We start from the raw sequence: 17,255 nt of genomic DNA on the forward strand, positions 1-17,255 counted from the left end.
CCAGATGCTAATACAAAAAAATATACCACTCTAGCAGATGAGTTAAAATGCGTTTTTCTTAAAGTTAAGTGCGTATATAGATCTTCCACACTCCAAGTAGAAGAAAATAGAAAATTTGCAGCATAAAAGGTGTTTATACAAATTTAAATAATGTTTGCGGCACATCAAGATATTCTAGAGGGCATGGCACTGCCTTGCCCCTACCATCTGTCGCATTCTTTTTTCAAATTGCTATTAAAATAGTGCCCTGCATTCGATTAATCAATGACGTATGAAGCTTGATAATCTATTTAGCAATGATAGTTAGCATAAGTAAGAAAAAAATTGATTAACTTATTCAAACTCTTTGCTCCGAGGATTTTTTAAAACAAATTTTGAGCAATACTTTTTCCTGAGAACACCTTTATATCAGCTTTTTTATGTATTATTATTAACTTATTTATTAGCAGCTTCCAACTCTTTTTTAGGTTCGCTGCTAGTGTTTGTACTCTCCATTTGTTCTCGTAAAACTGTAATTTGCGTTACCATAATTTCTTCTATACCATTAGTTGATATGTTCCCCATCCAATAAATCATCGCTGAAAGAAACAGTTCTTTGAGATAGGCGAAAGAAAAGCTATCTGTCATTATTGCTATCTGAGTTACCGCCTTTGGTGACAGACGCATCTCTGGTTTTAAGCGATCGTTCCACATTGTAATGTAAGCTTCTCTTACCGAATTATCTGGTAAATCAAAGTGATACTTCCGATCGAAACGGCTGGGGCGATCGCGTATTGCGGGATCTAGCCTTTCGGGATGGTTGGTACTAGCAATGGTGACAATTCCTTCATTAGCCGCAAAACCATCTAGTTCATTGAGAAAGAAAGAACGATTTTCGTCAGTTAACAGAGAATCTAAATCTTCTAGGACTAATATACAGGGTGCAGACTGTCTAGCTTGTTTAAATACTTTGCGAATATTTTCACTATCAGTATTATACTCAGACTTAAAACTCTTGACATACAGACAAGGCTTTTGCATGAGATTAATTAAAGCTTTGACTGTATGAGTTTTCCCGTTTCCTGGTGAACCGATCAATAAAATTCCCCGTTTCCAAGGTATATCATAAGCCGCATAGGTTGCCTGGGAAGCAAAGAAGTTAATTAAATCATCTTGAATATCTTGTTTGAGATTCCCATGTAGAATTAAATTATCAAAAGTCGCTGTTTTAATCGATTGAAATAGTTCAGGGTTTTTATGCCAATAGCCATCTTCAAAAACCAAAACTTCATCGCGAATTTCCGAATTCCAATCACAAACAGCCGTAAAAAATTTTTCTGCTAATTCTTGACTATGAGCCAGAATCCAGTAATATCTAGTTTTACAATAGCCTTCTTGCCAACTCATTAATAAAATATCCAGTTGCTGTCCTTGCCATTTGACTGTAAATTCAGCATTTTCTGTATATTTATATAGCTGATTTTCCATGCCATCCCAAGCAGTAAAAATCTGGTTATGAATGGAAGCATGATGTTGAATTTTGCAGAGATTAGCTTCGGCATATTTTTCTAAATTGAATGTACCATCGTTACCTTCTAAGAGAAATTTCCGGGGATAAATAGCGGCTAATTCTTGACTAATATGATATGCGATCGCATTATTCGGCAAACTCAATGATTCTGTAATTAGTTGTTGGATATTCATGCTGATTTATTACTTTTTAATTAAATTTACAAGCTACTACAAAATATTCCGCATTAATTTCCCAATTGCAGATAAATATTGCCCATGTATCAAGGAAATTTCGGATTCTTATTTTTGATTATTTAATTATTTAAATAACTTATTCGGTGGGCATTGCCCACCATACTTTATTTATTGGGCTTACCTTTTGCCTTATTATACAAATTTCTGGGTAAATTCATAAATTAAATCGACTCTTCCTTTGCGTAACATCGCTGGATCTAATCTTTCTGTAGTATTACAAGTCATCAATACTACTAAACGCTGCTTTATTTGCAGCCCAGATTCATCAATTATACTTTGGTATAAAGTGCCATCTAATAAACTCAAAATATGTTCGGTTTTATTATTATATTGGGCTACTTCATAAGCACGATTTTGGGCTAGATTATCAGCTTCATTAATAATGATACAAATTTGTTCTAAATAACTCGGTGGGACAAAATTCGTAATGGCATCATGATCTAAAATAAAAATTACATAGCCTAAAGGTACTAAAATTTCTTGGGCTACGGCCTGTGTCCATGCAGTTTTACCTGTACCCGGTTCGCCATGTACGACAACTGCTAATTGATGTTGATTAAGAATTGATTGCTGTACTGTATCTGTAAAACTTTGAATATCTGCGGGAAATGTACGAATTGGGAATTGGCTGTTAACCTTACCTACACGACTTTGATAACCGCTTAACATGACTGCTAAATTGTAAGTCGCTTTGTTAATCAGCGGTGCCATATTTTTGGACATTAAAGTATATTGTTTGCGTCCGCGATCGTAGGGGTCAATTTGCAACCAGATATCATGTTTAGCCCAATAAGCATAAACAGTATTGATCACATCTATTCTTTCCCAATTAACAAATTTATCTACAGGAAAGTAAAAATCTCGCTCTGAATAATATTGGGTAATAATATCAGGACGTTCTAATAAGTTCAAAACTCGCAATACCGTAATTTCTTGCAATCGATTCAGCACATAATCAATAGGAATGCTATTGCGGCTCACAAATTGCATTATCGGGGTTTCTGTACTTAAAACTTCTTTATAGCGGTTATCTGGAGTTAACGGATCTGGTGTAATATAACTCCAAAACTTTTGGAATTCGCCTCGCGTATAGTCAGAAGCGACATTTAAGATATTTGCCCACCAACTATAATCTCTTCTGCCTAAAGCATCTGCATAATAACTGGCTAAATTAATAGTTTTCTGAGTTAACTCCTGGGTATCATGAAAGAGAACTTGCCAGAAAAACCCCCAATCAAAGTCGCGTTGTAATGGACGCCAACCGCTACTCAGGAGGTTTTGACGGTTGTTATTTGCAGAATTACCTTCGTTACCTCTAAAATCATCAAAAACCATATTTTTTTCAGTGTAGCGGTAGTTAAGCTATCTTTAAGTTGACGTAAAAATTTGCGAAAATGTTTTCTATTATATTCTAATTGCTATTTCTCGACTAATGTCTGTCTAATTAGCACTGCTTAATACTGTCATTTGTTTTTTGTTTTTTTCTTGGGCAAGACAAATGACCAATCGCAAAGGAGGAGTCAGCTGCGTTAGACTACAGGTAAGTTCCTGGTGAGATGGAAATTATTACCCGACATACAGGTTGTGGTTATGCTTTGGTGTTGCTCTTGATTTGGCTGCAAGACAGATAATGCAAGCATCTAAATTGTTATGAGCGATCGTTTCATGTATTATATTGTATTATAAGAGAATACAGGTGTCAAACATTTGGGGATTTTAGCACTAGCTATTTGAGATTAACTATACGTACTGTAGGATTGTAGCTTGGGAATTTGCGATTAATAATTAACAGCCTCAACCATAAATTAAAAATAGTTGTTTCTGTTTTGTTGTCAAGGGTTAGAGATAGTTACAAGTTAGCTAATTTTAAACTAGTCTGTGGGGAATTACCAATAAGGTATATAAAAACACTAGTAATAGATAATTACAATATATATACTTTTTTGTATATTTAAAGATTTTATGATATAAACCTGAAAACATTCTTTAGTTTTACATATAATTAAGAGGTAAGTGTTATTGTCTAAAACTTAAGTTTTGTATATTCTAACTATTACTGTATTAGGAAATTTTCTCGGTTGAGAAAGGATTTTACGTGGGTAAATTATCAACGCATATTGTTTTGCAATTTATGAACAACAATGAATCTCGTGTATATCCTGTGGAGAAGAAATGTATTTAAAACATTCATTAACAAGCGATAAAAAGCAGCGCCCCTATCAACAGCCTTTAATTTTAGCAGTTGAAGATAATGATGATAATTTGTTGTTGATGGGTTATGCTCTTGAGTCCCTTGGCTGTAGATTCATTTGTCAATCAGACAGTATTAATACTTTAGTAGTGGCAAAAGAATATCAACCAAATTTGATTATGTTGGATATTTTGTTGCCTAGTATCAACGGTATTGAGATGGTGCGTTATTTGAAACAAGAACCTTTAACTTGCCACATTCCTGTTGTAGCAGTCACAGCATTAGCTAGCAAAGATGATCGAGACAGAATTTTCAAAGCGGGTTTTGACGCTTATTTAAGCAAACCCTACATGATTGATGAATTAGAAGTAGTGATTAATCGTCTACTTTGTCCGCAACTGGAAATTTATTTGGCTTAATTATTCACTGTTGACTATTCTAAGTTTTTGGGTAAAGTGACTGTAAATACGCTTCCTTGACCTAGTACAGAACTGATTCCAATATTACCGCCATGCGCTTCAACAATTCGCTGGGATAAATGCAGTCCTAAACCGCTACCTGAACGTTTGTTTCTACCTTGACGAAATCGCTCAAAAATACTTGCTTGGTCTTCTGGCGCAATGCCATACCCTGTATCTTTTACCTCAATGGTAAGATAACCTGAATGTTTGGGTTCATTTGGTTGTTCCGAAAGTGTAATTTCTACACTTCCTGTATCTGTAAATTTAATGGCATTGCCTACTAAATTACTTAAGACTCTGCGCAATTCTAGGTTATCACCCATAACTACACCTGCTGTTTCTGCCTGGGGGTCTAATTCATCGGTGTCTAGTTTGAGGATGATATTTTTCTCCATAGCTAAAGGAGTGAGTTCGCTAATCACTTCTTGCGCTGTTTCTTTAAGATTGCAGCTTTCCCAACTTAAAGTTTTTTTACCCGCTTCAAATCGAGAAACTTCTAACAGGGTATTCACCATTTGCATTAAATTTTGATTACTGCGAATCATTACACCGATAGCTTGTTTCATTTCCGGCGAAATTTTACAGAAGGTGTCTTCTATAAATAAATTCAGCATTCGATCGGCGGCTACTAGGGGTGTGCGTAAATCGTGAGTGAGGCGAGAAACAAAGTCTTCCCGTTGACGCGCCATCTTTTTTTGTTCGTCCAAACTCTGCTTTAAACGCAACAGCGATCGCACTCGTGCTAGTAGTTCATCTGTATCAAATGGTTTGCGAATAAAGTCATCAGCACCTACATCTAAACCTTCAACAACGCTAGATTCATGAAAAGCTGTGATTAATAGAATGGGAATATAGTTTTTTGTCCCTAAAAGTTCCCGAATCCGACGGGTGACTTCATAACCATCAATCCCTGGCATCATCACATCTAATAAAATTAAGTCTGGTGGCGATTGTTCCACTTTTTCTATAGCTGTGATGCCGTCGGATACTAAGTCAATCTCATAGCCCTCACTTTCTAAAATTGTTTGCACCAAAATCAGATTATCTATAGTATCGTCAACAGCAAGAATGCGATAAATTCTCGAATTTTCATTAACAGACATAATTGATAACTTAATATTTCTACAATTAACTTTATAAATTGAATTTAGCAGAACTTATTGATACTTTGCCTGATTTTTGATGAGATGAATGTTGGTGTTGGCTAGGTTGATTATGAGAAGTATGAGGCTGTGGTTGAGATTGGGCTTGGGAGGGATGGGGATTTTCCGCCGAACAAAAAATATAATCTGCTAGTCCATTCAATGCTGCATCATCCAATGCTGAATTTGATGCTGTTACTTGACGTGGCAATTCAATTCTAAACAATGAACCTACCCCCAACTGGCTCTTGAGAATAATTTTACCACCCATCATTCTGACTAATGAATCTATGATTGACAGACCCAAACCCGTACCCGGATATTTCCGAGTAATAGTTTGATCTACCTGACGAAAAGCTTCAAAAATTATTTTGAAGTCCCGCGACGCTATGCCAATACCTGTATCCCGCACAGTAATTGCTATTTTATTGTGGGGAATTTCATTGACCTCAACCCAAATATTACCAGATTCAGTAAATTTAATCGCATTAGAAAGTAAATTAATTAAAATTTGTTGGACGCGAGTTGAGTCATTAAAAATCAGGGGATTTGCTAAGTTGATGTCAACGAATAAAGACAATCTTTTAGCTTCTGCTAAAGACCGGACTTCTGCTACTGTATCTGCAATTATTTTGGGTAAATCAAATAATTCTGGTTTTAATTCAAACCGTCCTGTTTCTAATTTAGAAAAATCTAAGACTTCATTTAATAACATCAGTAAATGTTTGCCATTGTTGAGGATACGTTCTACCATATCCTTTTGCTGATGGGTCAGTTGACCAAATTTAGGACGAAGTAATATTTGAGAAAAGCCAATTATGGCATTCATGGGAGTACGCAATTCGTGGGATATAGTTGCCAAAAACTGCGATTTGAGCCGTGATGCTTCTAATAATCTTAAATTTTGGAGATGAATTTGTTGGCGTTGTCTTTCTAGTTCTTGGTGTTGACGAGTTAATTGCTCGTTACTTTCTTGGAGTTGTTGATGAGCTAAAACTGTCTGCATTTCAGCGCGGTGAATGCGAATTGCATTCCGCAAAACCTGGGAGAGTCTTTCTGGAGATACTCTAGCTTTAGCTACATAATCGGTAGCACCTGCTTTCATCAACTCAACAGCGATATGTTCATCACCTAGTCCAGTTAGTACTATTATTGGCACTTGAATTTCTAATGCCCGTAACTTCCGGATCGAGGTTAAGCCATCTGCATCTGGTAGGCGATAATCCAAAAATACGCAATCGTATTGAGAATTTCTTAGAGTATGGATCGCATCATTGCAGACGCCTACTTCTGATAGTTCTAAGGGTACACCTGCTTGAGTCAGGGCACGGCGAACTATCATGCGGTCTACTTCATCGTCGTCTACAATTAATATTTTCAGCGTCTCTTCCATCGGCTTTTATTTTCGCTGTCAGATACAGGTTGATGTTTGGCATTACCGTTTTCAGAATGTTCAGTTAATTCATTTTTAATTTGAGACTGGGTAATGCTCGCTAATGTGTAATATGTTATTATTCACCAGCTTTGCTGTTAATTCCCAACCTCCAATTAAAAAATTATGTGTCTACTAAGTTGGCAAGGGTTGACTCTGGTAATTTAAAATTTTAAAATTTCAATGATAAACTATTTCACTTGAGTATTTCATATTATATTAATTACTTGATTAGAGATTTAGTTGATGTAATTCATGGTGTTTTCTAGCTAATTGAGTTAACTTATTTGTATATAAGTATTAACAACCTATTTACAGTAGAGTTAGCTTATGGAAAACTAGAAATCATCGAAAACTCCATCTAAATTTCTCCGTAATGATTAGTAATTAACAAATAGTTAGTTATTAACCCTCCATAGCAAACGCAGCCGATACACAGTAAAATCAACTACTGGCATCCAGCTACAACCCAATTCTAAATAAGCATGTGAGATCCTGTCCTCAGTCATTGGTCTGAGTTGCATTCTAACCATTATGTACCATAAGCTTGAGTATTTTTGCTCATCAGGTTGCTTGGCTTCTGGTGCGTCTTCTGCGCCAACGATTGCGCTCAGCCAATAAAGCGAGGGAATTGATTATTCAGTAATGGTACCTCCTGCGGTTGCCACAAGGCTAATGACGCTCGCCAATTGCTAGAGTTTGGCAGAATGCAATAATTTTATGATTTGCTTTTTCAACAACAATGTCGCAATCATCATTTGTGGTGGGGAGGTCAATATTTTGGTTGACAATACCTTGCGAGCATCGTTGAATTTTGTCTCTAGCTATTTTATGTTTATGATTTTTTAAATTTTCCATTTAGTTTAAAGTTTTGATAACAAAAATAAGCCCCTCATAATGCATTTATAAAAACTGAATAGTTTATCGTGAAGACAATCTAAAGTCCCGAATCTTGAATAAATATTAAATCTTAAACCCCAAGCACCTCAAGCCAAGATACCATACACAGCAGTTACTTTGCCAAGAAAGACCCCCTATTGCCAACTGCGTTACCATGCTTGCTGACTCCGCTGGCCCGGCTTGATGAGCCAATATGTAAATTAATGTATTTTCACTGAATCAACCTGATGAGTAATAATCTCTTTGAATCAAGACACCAGAACACAAAAAGCATGATTATGTCTTAATATTTCAAATTTTCTCCTAAAATATCCATACATCTCTGGCTAGATTTTTACATCTACCAAGAACTGAAATTAGTAAATTTATTATTTCTATCGGTGGATGCACCGTAGTGTAAATATCATCTATCTTTGGTTTGGTAAAAAGAAATAAAGAGCTTACATAAGTTAGTATTTTCCAAACTGGAGCCAAAAAAACGTGAGCGTTGCAATGAGTGAAATTAGCATTATTTTAATTGAGGATCACGATCTCACCCGCATGGGGCTAAGAGCGGCACTCCAATCTCAGACAGGAGTAAAAGTGATTGGGGAAGCGGCAAATGCTACCCAAGGATTGAAACTTTTAGAAACGGCGAAGCCAGATGTAGCTGTGGTAGATATTGGCTTACCGGATATGGATGGCATTGAACTTACCCGCAAATTTAAACGTCAGCAAGCGGAAACTGGCCAAGCCACCAAAATTCTCATCCTGACAATGGATCATACAGAAGATGCCGTACTTGCTGCTTTTGCGGCTGGAGCGGACTCTTATTACATGAAAGAGACGAGCATCACTAGATTAACAGAAGCGATTCAAGCAACTTATACTGGTAACTCTTGGATCGATCCTGCGATCGCAAACGTAGTTTTACGGAAAATGCGTCAAGGTTTGCCAGGAGAAGCTGCTAACAGTGATAAACCAAAGACTGTGAAAATAGAAGCTTTGGCATCAGAGTACGAGCAAGTTTTAGAAACCTACCCCTTAACCCAACGGGAACTCGAAATTTTGGAATTAATTGTTGCTGGGTGCAGTAACGGACAAATTGCCGAAAAACTCTACATCACAGTTGGTACAGTTAAAACCCACGTCCGTAACATCCTTAATAAACTCTGCGCTGATGACCGTACCCAAGCTGCGGTTCGCGCCTTGCGTTCGGGTTTGGTGGGATGAGGACGCACTTCGACTCCGCGCACTTCGACTCCGCTCAGTGCGCAGGGGAGAAAACAACTGACAACTGACAACTGACAACTGACCAATTTACAATTTCGATTGTAAACAATCAGCAATCCGTCGCGCTGCACCTGATTGACCCATGCGCCGTAATCCGTTGTCGGCAATTAAATGCAAGCTATCAGGATTTTTGAAGATGGATTGCACTATTTTGGCAACTTTTCCTGGCTGGTCTACTAATATCAAGGATGGCCCTAAAAGGCGACTTTGCGCTTCAGCAAAAGCAGGATTATATTGGGGCCCAGAACCAGGAATAGCGATCGCAGGTTTTCCTAACCCTACAAATTGTTCGGTGGCTGTCCCGGCCATAGCGATCGCAAAATCTGCCAAATGCAAGCAGTCGTTATAAGCATTTTGCGTCAATACCAAATATGCATTTTTTTGCTTAAATGTCAAGCAATTACTGTCACCAAGTTGCACTGGCGGTTCTGATTGAGGACGCCAGCCTTGCTGAGAGAGAGTTTGGGTGAAATTATGATAGTCCAAACTAGGAGCGATCGCGCCTAGAAATACCACTTTCCCATTGGCGTAAAAAACAGAATCCCGTTCTCGGAAACTGGCGATTAATGCAGACACCGCAACCATAATCATTTCCCAGTTATTGTAAGCTTCTGGCGCACGGGAACCAGGAAGGAGAGTGACAATTAAAGGGCGAGCGATTTCTTGCTGTTGCATATCCGCAGTGTAAAACCGTCCTGTAGGAAAGGAAGGTTCCAAGCCATCCATCATCGGATTACCAAAATCAAAAGCTGGAACTTGGAACTTTTGTAAGATTTCTGCTGTCAATGAATCTCTAGGAAATACCGCTTGACAACGGGGACGACTCATTAACCATCGTTCCCAAGGATGATAAATCGAACCGGAAAAGTTTTCCCATTTTGCACCTTTATTTTTACGTGGGATTAATCCAACTTCATCGCGGACATAATATTCTGATTTGGCTGTCCCCACGAAAGCATAATTAGCACCGCTAAAAGTAGCAAATAATAGCGGAACTATATCTCCTACAGCTAAAATACCCGCTTGATTACCTAATTTTTTTTGCTGTCTCACCCACCGACGTACAGCTTTAATTTGACTCCAGGTAAGTTGCAATAAACCACCACGAACATCTTTAACTAATTGGCGGCTATCCATATAGACAAAACCGCCAGAAGGCATAGCCTGCACTGAACTTATCATCGGTAAATTTAATTTTTGGTAAGCATATCCTTCACCCACCAGAGGTAATACATAAATATCTGGTGGGTTTGATTGTTCTAATAATGCTTGTAAAATCCGGACTGCAATTATATCTTCACCATGTCCATTGCTTAAAACAAGTAATTGCAAACGTGAATCCGGAGATTTTGTCTGAGATGCTACAGATAACGGAGATAAATCGTTCATGAGAAACAAAAAATTATATTTAAATGTCTATGTAGAAAAGAGGTAGAAAAAAGGCTGATAATAGCTTAAGCAGCTGAAAGTTATTATTATCCCCACTGACTTACCTTACTACCAATAATTACCAGTAAATTAGGCTATATAGGCTGAATATTATGCGAGTTTCTTCTGCTGCAATTTTTACTTTAGCGACTTTGGCGGCGAATAGTGCCACTCAGCAAGCAATGGCTGCACCGACTACAAATGCCATTCCCACTGATAAAGCGAGTAATTTGGTAGTTCCGGTAGTTGAAGAAACCCCAGCACGCAAAGAAGCAGTTTCAGCACCGGAAACCGTAATTTCTCAACAATTTTCGCAAAATCCTGTAGTTTTGCCCAATGGTGTTGGTCATAGTTCCTCAGGGATGGGGGATAAGGGTGGTTCGACTGCGCTCACCAACCAAGATAAGACACAAAAGATTGTACAGGTGGTGTTACCTGTTTCTGTGGTAAAGGGGACACAGGGGAATTCTAAGGTGACAGTGCCAAAAATTCAAGCTCAGAATGTGACACCAACGGCTAAACCTGCGGTTCCGGCGACTACTGACAATAATTTAGTTGTCACAGCTACAGATGTGCAAATATTGGGCGCAAGTGCAGAATTACAGCAGATAGTTCGCCAAGTAATTAAAACCCAAAAAGGCGGAGATACCAGTCAAAGTCAGCTACAAAAAGATGTAGCGGCAATTTTGGAGACTGGTTTATTTACCAGTGCTAATGTCAATAGCCGAATTACCCCTGCTGGCATCAATGTAGTATATCAAGTGCAACCAGTAGTAGCGCGATCGCTGCAACTTTCGGGAGCAAAGGTACTGACCTATCAAGTGGCGCAAAGCTACTTCCAATCGCAAATCGGTACTGTTATTAGTCCGGCGACACTCCAGCAAGCAGTCCAAAATATTAATAAATGGTATGCCGATAATGGTTATAATCTCGCTAGGGTGGTATCGATTAAACCTAACCGCGAAGGCATTTTGAATATTAATGTTGCCGAAGGCTTGGTAGGCGATATCAAATTCCGCTTTATCAACGACGATGGTAAAACCGTTGATAGCAAAGGTAATCCAGTCAGTGGACGCACCAAACCCGATTTTATTCGCCAACAATTAAAGCTCAAACCCGGTCAAGTCTTCCAAGAAAATACTGTCCGCCAAGATGTGCAACAACTATATCGCACAGGCTTATTTGAGACTGTAAATGTAGCCTTGGAAGGAGATGCAAATAAGGTAAATTTAGTTTACGAACTCAAAGAAACTGGGGCGCGTGCAGTTAATGTCGGTGGTAGTTACAACGCTGACCAAGGTATTTTAGGTACGTTAAATTATCAAGACCAGAATGTCGGCGGCGTTAACAATACTTTAGGTTTGAATGTTGGTGTGGGGTTGCGTGACTTCCAATTTGACACCAAATATAGCAGTCCCTATCGGGAAACTAACCCCGATCGCTTAGGATATACTATCAGTGCTTTTCGTCGTCGGGAACTATCGCAAATATTTGACGATGAAATTACCCTAGCAAACGGCGACAGAGCTAGAGAAGGTCGGATTGGCGGTAGCGTCAGCTTACAAAGACCAATAGATGATTGGGATACATCCCTAGGATTTAACTATAATCGCATCAGTATTCGCGATCGCCAAGGTAATGTCGCCGCCAAAGATGCCCAAGGAAATCCCCTCACCGCCAGCGGTACGGGTATTGATGACCTAACTACAGTATCTTTCACCGCTACCCAAGACCGACGGAATAACCCCATCAATCCGACTCAAGGCTCTGTCTTAAAATTAAGTACAGAACAATCAGTTCCCATTGGTCAAGGGAATATTTCCATGAATCGCGTGCAAGCGAATTACAGCCAGTATTTACCAGTCAATTTATTTGGCAGCCAAAAACCGCAAGTATTTGCCGTCAATGTCCAAGCTGGTACAGTGCTAGGAAATTTACCCCCTTATGAAGCCTTTAATTTAGGCGGTGCTAATTCAGTGCGCGGTTATAACACTGGGGCGGTTGGCACTGGACGCAGTTATGTCTTAGCTTCCGCAGAATACCGCTTTCCCATCGTCTCTGCTGTGGGAGGCGTGCTATTTGCTGACTATGCTTCAGACTTGGGTTCTGGTAATACCGTCATCGGAGATCCCGCCGGCGCAAGAGATAAACCCGGTAACGGCTTTGGTTACGGTGCAGGAGTCCGCCTCGACTCGCCCTTAGGAGTACTGCGTGCTGACTACGGTATCAACGACCAAGGGGAAAGCCGAGTACATTTTGGTATTGGTCAGCGGTTTTAAGTGTTGGGCATGGGGCATTGGGCATTGGGCATTGAAACAATTTTGGATTTTGGATTTTGGATTTTAGATTGGAATCCAAAATCGCAAATCTAAAATCTAAAATTCCTTGTCCCCCTGCTCCCTACTCCCTGCTCCCTTGCCTTTTTTCTATGAGAAATTCTGAAGCTCGCTGATATTTGTTACTCAGACGATCGCAATACTCTCAGGCTGGAAAGGCTCAAATCTTGACAGCCTGTAATAAATCCACCTGTAGCTACGATTTGCTGTAAGTATTCTATAGCACCTTGACTAATTAATTCTCCTGGCATTAGTACTGGTATGCCTGGGGGATAGGGACAAACGATTTCTGCACAAATGCGATCGCGCGTTTTTTCTAGGGGTAAAGTTTCTGTAGGGGTGAAAAAAGCTTCGCGGGGTGAAATTTGCACATAATTACCCAGCCTAAAAATATTATCCCAGAAAATTGACTTGGTTTTTGCAGCTGGGGGTAAATTTATCTGCCCTAAGGTGATAAAACCTTGAATTAATTTTTCAATATCGGCTGGGGTGTTACCGAGACTAATAATAAAGGTGAGATGTTGCAAAGATGCAAATTCTGCTGTTACGCCCAGTTCTGCATCTAGGATTTCTTCCGCTGCAAATCCCGTTAAACCTAAGCCGGAAACGGTAACTGTGAGGCGGGTTCGATCTAAAGCGACAAAGCCAGATGTGGGGCTTTTGGGCATATCTACAACCGATAATCTGGGAATTTGGCTAATTTTGCTTCTGGCTAACTCTGCTAATTCCAATGTGCGTGACATTAGCTGTTTGCCTTCCAGTGCCATTTGCTGACGGGCTGCATCTAGAGAAGCTAAGAGTATATAACTGGGGCTGGTAGACTGGACTAATTGCAAAGCTTTATTTATGCGTTCACTGAAAGTGTTGGCGGAGCCATCGCTATCTATTCTGTTGCCTTGCAGATGTAACATCGAAGCTTGAGTCATTGCAGCCAAGGTTTTGTGGCTGGATTGGACTGTTAAATCTGCACCTGCGGCTAAGGCTGGGGTAGGTAAATCGGGATGAAAAGCAAAGTGCGCGCCGTGGGCTTCATCCACGAGTAAGGGAATATTATATGCATGGGTAATTTGGGCGATCGCTTTTAAATCACCGCAAACACCGTAATATGTTGGGTAAACTACCAACACCGCCTTGGCATCGGGATGCTGTTGCAGTGCAGCTTGAACAGCTTCAGGTGTAATACTATGGGCAATATCTAAAACTGCATCATATTCAGGATTGAGGAAAATTGGCATAGCACCGGAAAGAATTAAACCGGCGATCGCAGATGAATGGACATTTCGCGGCAAAATAATTTTATCGCCTGTGCCACAGGTAGCGAGAATCGCTGCTTCTATCCCACAGGTAGAACCATTGACCAAAAACCATGTTTGTTTCGCACCAAAAGCTTCAGCCGCTAATTGTTGCGCTTGCAGAATCGCGCCTTGGGGTGCAAACAAATTATCTAAATTTCCTAACTCAGTTAAATCAGCACCAAACACAGCTTGACCAAGCAAATCAGCCAAAGGTTGAGCAATTCCTCGTCCGCGCTTATGTCCGGGAGTGTAAAAAGGCGCGTGGGGATTTGTGGTACAGGCTGTTAATGCGGCGATTAATGGTGTTTGGTTTTGATTGAGCATCATAACTAGTTAAACAACAGTCAGTAGGGGCGGGTTTATGGGAGATTTTTATGAATCAGTGAGGATATCTGTGAACCCGCCCGTACAACAGTCAACAGTCAACAGTCAACACTAGTTTCAAATTTAGTTACTCTGATTACATTTGCCTTATTCACGTTGGTAAATTCTGAACTCTATAGTTATTCAACTTAAGTATTAAATGAAATTATTACCTATAGTCTAGGAACAGCAACAACGTGAACCGTTTCCAAAAGCTATCGTCAATTGTATTCCTGCTATTAGCCTTGATTTATCCACCTGCTTTTGCTGAAGCCAAGGATAATACTGTGAATAATGTGCTTGAACAGGGTGTTGATGCACAGACACAATTAGCTGGAGAGCAAAGTGAAGAGCTGTTGTTAGCTCATCGACATACTCGAAGACGTTATCATAGACGGCAACGGCATCGCCAATATTATCAACGCTACCGCAATCGTCATCATTATCATAGAAGACGCTATCGCTCTACACATTATCGCGGACAACCATATCGTTACGGACAATGGGAACTTGTGCGCGATCGTCATGGACGATTAATGTATGATTGGCAGCGTTAATTGTATACTTTGCCTCCAATTTTTTCTCAGAATTTTGATGCGTAGATCCTAAATTAGATACTATCTGGCGATGAATGTTTACATCCCCTTGCGGGTAAGAATGAGAAAACTTCTGCTGGCGCGACTCATACAGGCGAAAGTACTGTGTTTCCATCCCCGTGAAGGGGAAAAGTTGGAAAAACCTAGCATTTCAGATTTTCACAATACTAGGCGATCACAGGATTGTTAAAAGTCCACAACCGCAGCCATAATTCAAAGATTCGCCGGATTATGGTTAATTCCCGGGCTACAAGGTGGATGGTACTAGCCCAAGCCAAGGCGATTTTCCGGTCACTACGCCAAGCGATCGCAGCCAAGGGCACAGCCCAGGGTTATCGATTTCCCGGAAATTGGACAAAAACCGGGGTAATTCCCCAGATTAAGCAGGACAAGGGCACAGCCAAGGGCGTGTAAATTTTGGTAACAAACCCAATAAAAACACCCAAACGAACTAAAGAATGGGTGCAATTGTCATATTAAAGATATCTAGGTCAACGCTACTCGCTAGGCACTGTAATTAGCCGTTGTTTCAGGCGTAGTGGTTCACCTTGATCTACTAAAGAGCCATTTTCTAATAAAAAAGCTCCGTCACAATAATTCAACTCATCAAGGCGATGGGTTACCCACAAAGCTGTGATTCCCCGCGTTTTGACTAAGCGATGCACGCTAGCTACTAAATCCAGTTGGCTATCGGGATCTAATAAAGCAGTAGGTTCATCTAATAAAAGGATTTCACATTGGCGAGCGATCGCACCAGCAATTGCTACCCGTTGTTTTTGTCCCCCACTCAAAGCATAAATAGGACGGCGTTGCAGCGATTGTAAATTAACTGCGCCTAAAGCCTCCTCTACTCTGGCTCTGACTGTAGCAAGCGGTAATTTTTCTTCCACTAATCCAAAAGCCACATCCGCACCAACGGTTGGCATTACCAATTGATGATCGGGATTTTGGAATACAAAGCCAACGGGATGCAAAACCCGAATTTCGCCTGATGTGGGAGCTAATAGTCCTGCTAGCAATCTGAGTAATGTTGATTTCCCACTACCATTAGTACCCAAAAGCATCCAAAATTCGCCCTTAGGCACTTCTAAAGAGCAAGATTTAATTGCTTTCGCACCACTAGGCCAATTGAACTGTAAATCACGAACTGCAATGCCCACTTCCGCCATTTATCTAACCTGCTCACTCACTAGTTAGAGCCACAAAACCAGGTGGTCTACCACTACTAGTGGTGACACCATCTTTCTGAAGAATCTGCACCCCAGAAATTTCACTAGCACGAACAGCAATTTTTTTCTCTGTCTTGCCCTCACATATTAGTTCCACAATGTCAGGGTTACCAGACCGCATTGCTGCCAAAATTAACTGGTAAACAGCCTCAGCATCCTCTGCTGACTTACGTTGCACTGATAATGGATAAGCAGTGTTTCTGACGGTTAAGTCGATGGTAAACATTTAGCATGAAAAAATTTAACTGTAGGACTCATTCTAGCGCTAGCCGTCAGAATACTGGTGTAGAGTCCACAGTCAATAGTCAATGGTTAGTTGTCAGTTGTCAGTTGTCAGTTGTCAGAGACGCGATAACCCTTATCTGTACAGTTAGTTGTTAGTTATCCCCCTGGCTCCAATGCCCAATGCCCAATGCCCATCTATAACAAATGTTAAAAAAAATTAAATTTGACCTAGAAAAATTAGAGATTTGCACTTAATATGATTAGAGTCAGTAAAAAATTGTAAACTGGATTGACAACCCAGTAAACTTTCTGTCTATAGAAAGCTACAGATTAATAGCGATCTATAATACAGAAGTAAAAACCTGTACTTATAAATTTTTGGAGATTTCCTCTAATGACCATCGCAGTTGGACGCGCCCCCAGTAGAGGGTGGTTTGACGTTCTAGACGACTGGTTGAAGCGCGATCGCTTCGTGTTTGTTGGTTGGTCAGGGATTTTATTATTCCCCTGCGCTTTCCTAGCACTAGGCGGTTGGTTAACAGGCACAACCTTCGTCACGTCATGGTACACCCACGGTTTAGCATCTTCTTATTTAGAAGGCTGTAACTTCATCACAGTAGCCGTATCCACCCCAGCAGA

At 40.0% G+C, this 17,255-nt stretch carries 14 protein-coding genes and 1 pseudogene; 6 read left to right on the plus strand and 9 right to left on the minus strand.

Going from position 1 to position 17,255, the window contains the following annotated elements; genetic code table 11:
* Positions 1-435 precede the first annotated feature (435 nt).
* Both H6G41_RS29220 and H6G41_RS29225 read right to left on the minus strand, forming a co-directional pair.
* The gene (locus H6G41_RS29220) at positions 436-1,683 is read right to left on the minus strand and encodes an ATP-binding protein (RefSeq protein ID WP_190751210.1); all 1,248 of its coding nucleotides are present in this window, start codon (positions 1,681-1,683) and stop codon (positions 436-438) included.
* A gap of 195 nt (positions 1,684-1,878) precedes the next feature.
* Complete coding sequence (locus H6G41_RS29225) at positions 1,879-3,081, minus strand: AAA family ATPase (protein WP_190751212.1); 1,203 nt, start codon at positions 3,079-3,081, stop codon at positions 1,879-1,881.
* Between the two features lie 837 nt (positions 3,082-3,918).
* Here H6G41_RS29225 and H6G41_RS29230 point away from each other — a divergent pair.
* Positions 3,919-4,356 (plus strand): response regulator, encoded by a 438-nt coding sequence (locus tag H6G41_RS29230; RefSeq protein WP_190751214.1) that lies wholly within the window; start codon positions 3,919-3,921, stop codon positions 4,354-4,356.
* Between the two features lie 14 nt (positions 4,357-4,370).
* Here H6G41_RS29230 and H6G41_RS29235 read toward each other — a convergent pair whose 3' ends face one another.
* The 3 genes from H6G41_RS29235 to H6G41_RS29245 form a co-directional block, all read right to left on the minus strand.
* The gene (locus tag H6G41_RS29235; protein WP_190751216.1) at positions 4,371-5,501 is read right to left on the minus strand and encodes a hybrid sensor histidine kinase/response regulator; all 1,131 of its coding nucleotides are present in this window, start codon (positions 5,499-5,501) and stop codon (positions 4,371-4,373) included.
* Between the two features lie 31 nt (positions 5,502-5,532).
* Complete coding sequence (locus H6G41_RS29240) at positions 5,533-6,933, minus strand: ATP-binding protein (protein WP_190751218.1); 1,401 nt, start codon at positions 6,931-6,933, stop codon at positions 5,533-5,535.
* A 711-nt stretch (positions 6,934-7,644) separates the two neighbouring features.
* Positions 7,645-7,830 carry a hypothetical protein gene (locus H6G41_RS29245; RefSeq protein WP_190751220.1) on the minus strand — a complete coding sequence of 62 codons (186 nt, stop codon included), beginning with the start codon at positions 7,828-7,830 and terminating at the stop codon, positions 7,645-7,647.
* Between the two features lie 534 nt (positions 7,831-8,364).
* Here H6G41_RS29245 and H6G41_RS29250 point away from each other — a divergent pair.
* Entirely contained in the window at positions 8,365-9,084 is a 720-nt protein-coding gene (locus tag H6G41_RS29250; RefSeq protein ID WP_190751232.1) for a response regulator transcription factor, read from the plus strand.
* Positions 9,085-9,171: 87 nt separating this feature from the next.
* Here the strand turns inward: H6G41_RS29250 and H6G41_RS29255 are convergent, their stop codons facing one another.
* The gene (locus H6G41_RS29255) at positions 9,172-10,533 is read right to left on the minus strand and encodes a lipid-A-disaccharide synthase-related protein (RefSeq protein ID WP_190751222.1); all 1,362 of its coding nucleotides are present in this window, start codon (positions 10,531-10,533) and stop codon (positions 9,172-9,174) included.
* Positions 10,534-10,685: 152 nt separating this feature from the next.
* Here H6G41_RS29255 and H6G41_RS29260 point away from each other — a divergent pair, with 152 nt between their 5' ends.
* On the plus strand, positions 10,686-12,851 hold the full coding sequence (locus H6G41_RS29260) for an outer membrane protein assembly factor (protein WP_190751224.1): 2,166 nt from the start codon (positions 10,686-10,688) through the stop codon (positions 12,849-12,851).
* 179 nt (positions 12,852-13,030) lie between these two features.
* On the opposite strand, the gene H6G41_RS29265 is transcribed toward H6G41_RS29260, so the two are convergent.
* Positions 13,031-14,527, minus strand: coding sequence for an aminotransferase class I/II-fold pyridoxal phosphate-dependent enzyme (locus H6G41_RS29265; RefSeq protein ID WP_190751234.1), 1,497 nt, complete (start codon positions 14,525-14,527; stop codon positions 13,031-13,033).
* 236 nt (positions 14,528-14,763) lie between these two features.
* Here H6G41_RS29265 and H6G41_RS29270 point away from each other — a divergent pair, with 236 nt between their 5' ends.
* Together H6G41_RS29270 and H6G41_RS29275 are read left to right on the plus strand one after the other, a co-directional pair.
* Positions 14,764-15,123: a hypothetical protein gene (locus H6G41_RS29270; RefSeq protein WP_190751226.1), complete on the plus strand. Its 360-nt coding sequence runs from the start codon at positions 14,764-14,766 to the stop codon at positions 15,121-15,123.
* Between the two features lie 270 nt (positions 15,124-15,393).
* Positions 15,394-15,576, plus strand: a complete 183-nt coding sequence (locus H6G41_RS29275) for a hypothetical protein (RefSeq protein WP_190751228.1) — start codon at positions 15,394-15,396, stop codon at positions 15,574-15,576.
* Positions 15,577-15,659: 83 nt separating this feature from the next.
* On the opposite strand, the gene H6G41_RS29280 is transcribed toward H6G41_RS29275, so the two are convergent.
* Together H6G41_RS29280 and H6G41_RS29285 are read right to left on the minus strand one after the other, a co-directional pair.
* On the minus strand, positions 15,660-16,331 hold the full coding sequence (locus tag H6G41_RS29280; RefSeq protein ID WP_190751230.1) for an ABC transporter ATP-binding protein: 672 nt from the start codon (positions 16,329-16,331) through the stop codon (positions 15,660-15,662).
* 13 nt (positions 16,332-16,344) lie between these two features.
* Positions 16,345-16,617: a hypothetical protein gene (locus H6G41_RS29285; RefSeq protein ID WP_096646489.1), complete on the minus strand. Its 273-nt coding sequence runs from the start codon at positions 16,615-16,617 to the stop codon at positions 16,345-16,347.
* A 393-nt stretch (positions 16,618-17,010) separates the two neighbouring features.
* On the opposite strand from H6G41_RS29285, the pseudogene H6G41_RS29290 reads away from it, so the two are divergent.
* A pseudogene (locus H6G41_RS29290) lies at positions 17,011-17,255 on the plus strand (photosystem II D2 protein (photosystem q(a) protein)); the annotation flags it as partial.

This window comes from Tolypothrix sp. FACHB-123, assembly GCF_014697075.1.
Taxonomy (GTDB): Bacteria; Cyanobacteriota; Cyanobacteriia; order Cyanobacteriales; family Nostocaceae; genus Aulosira.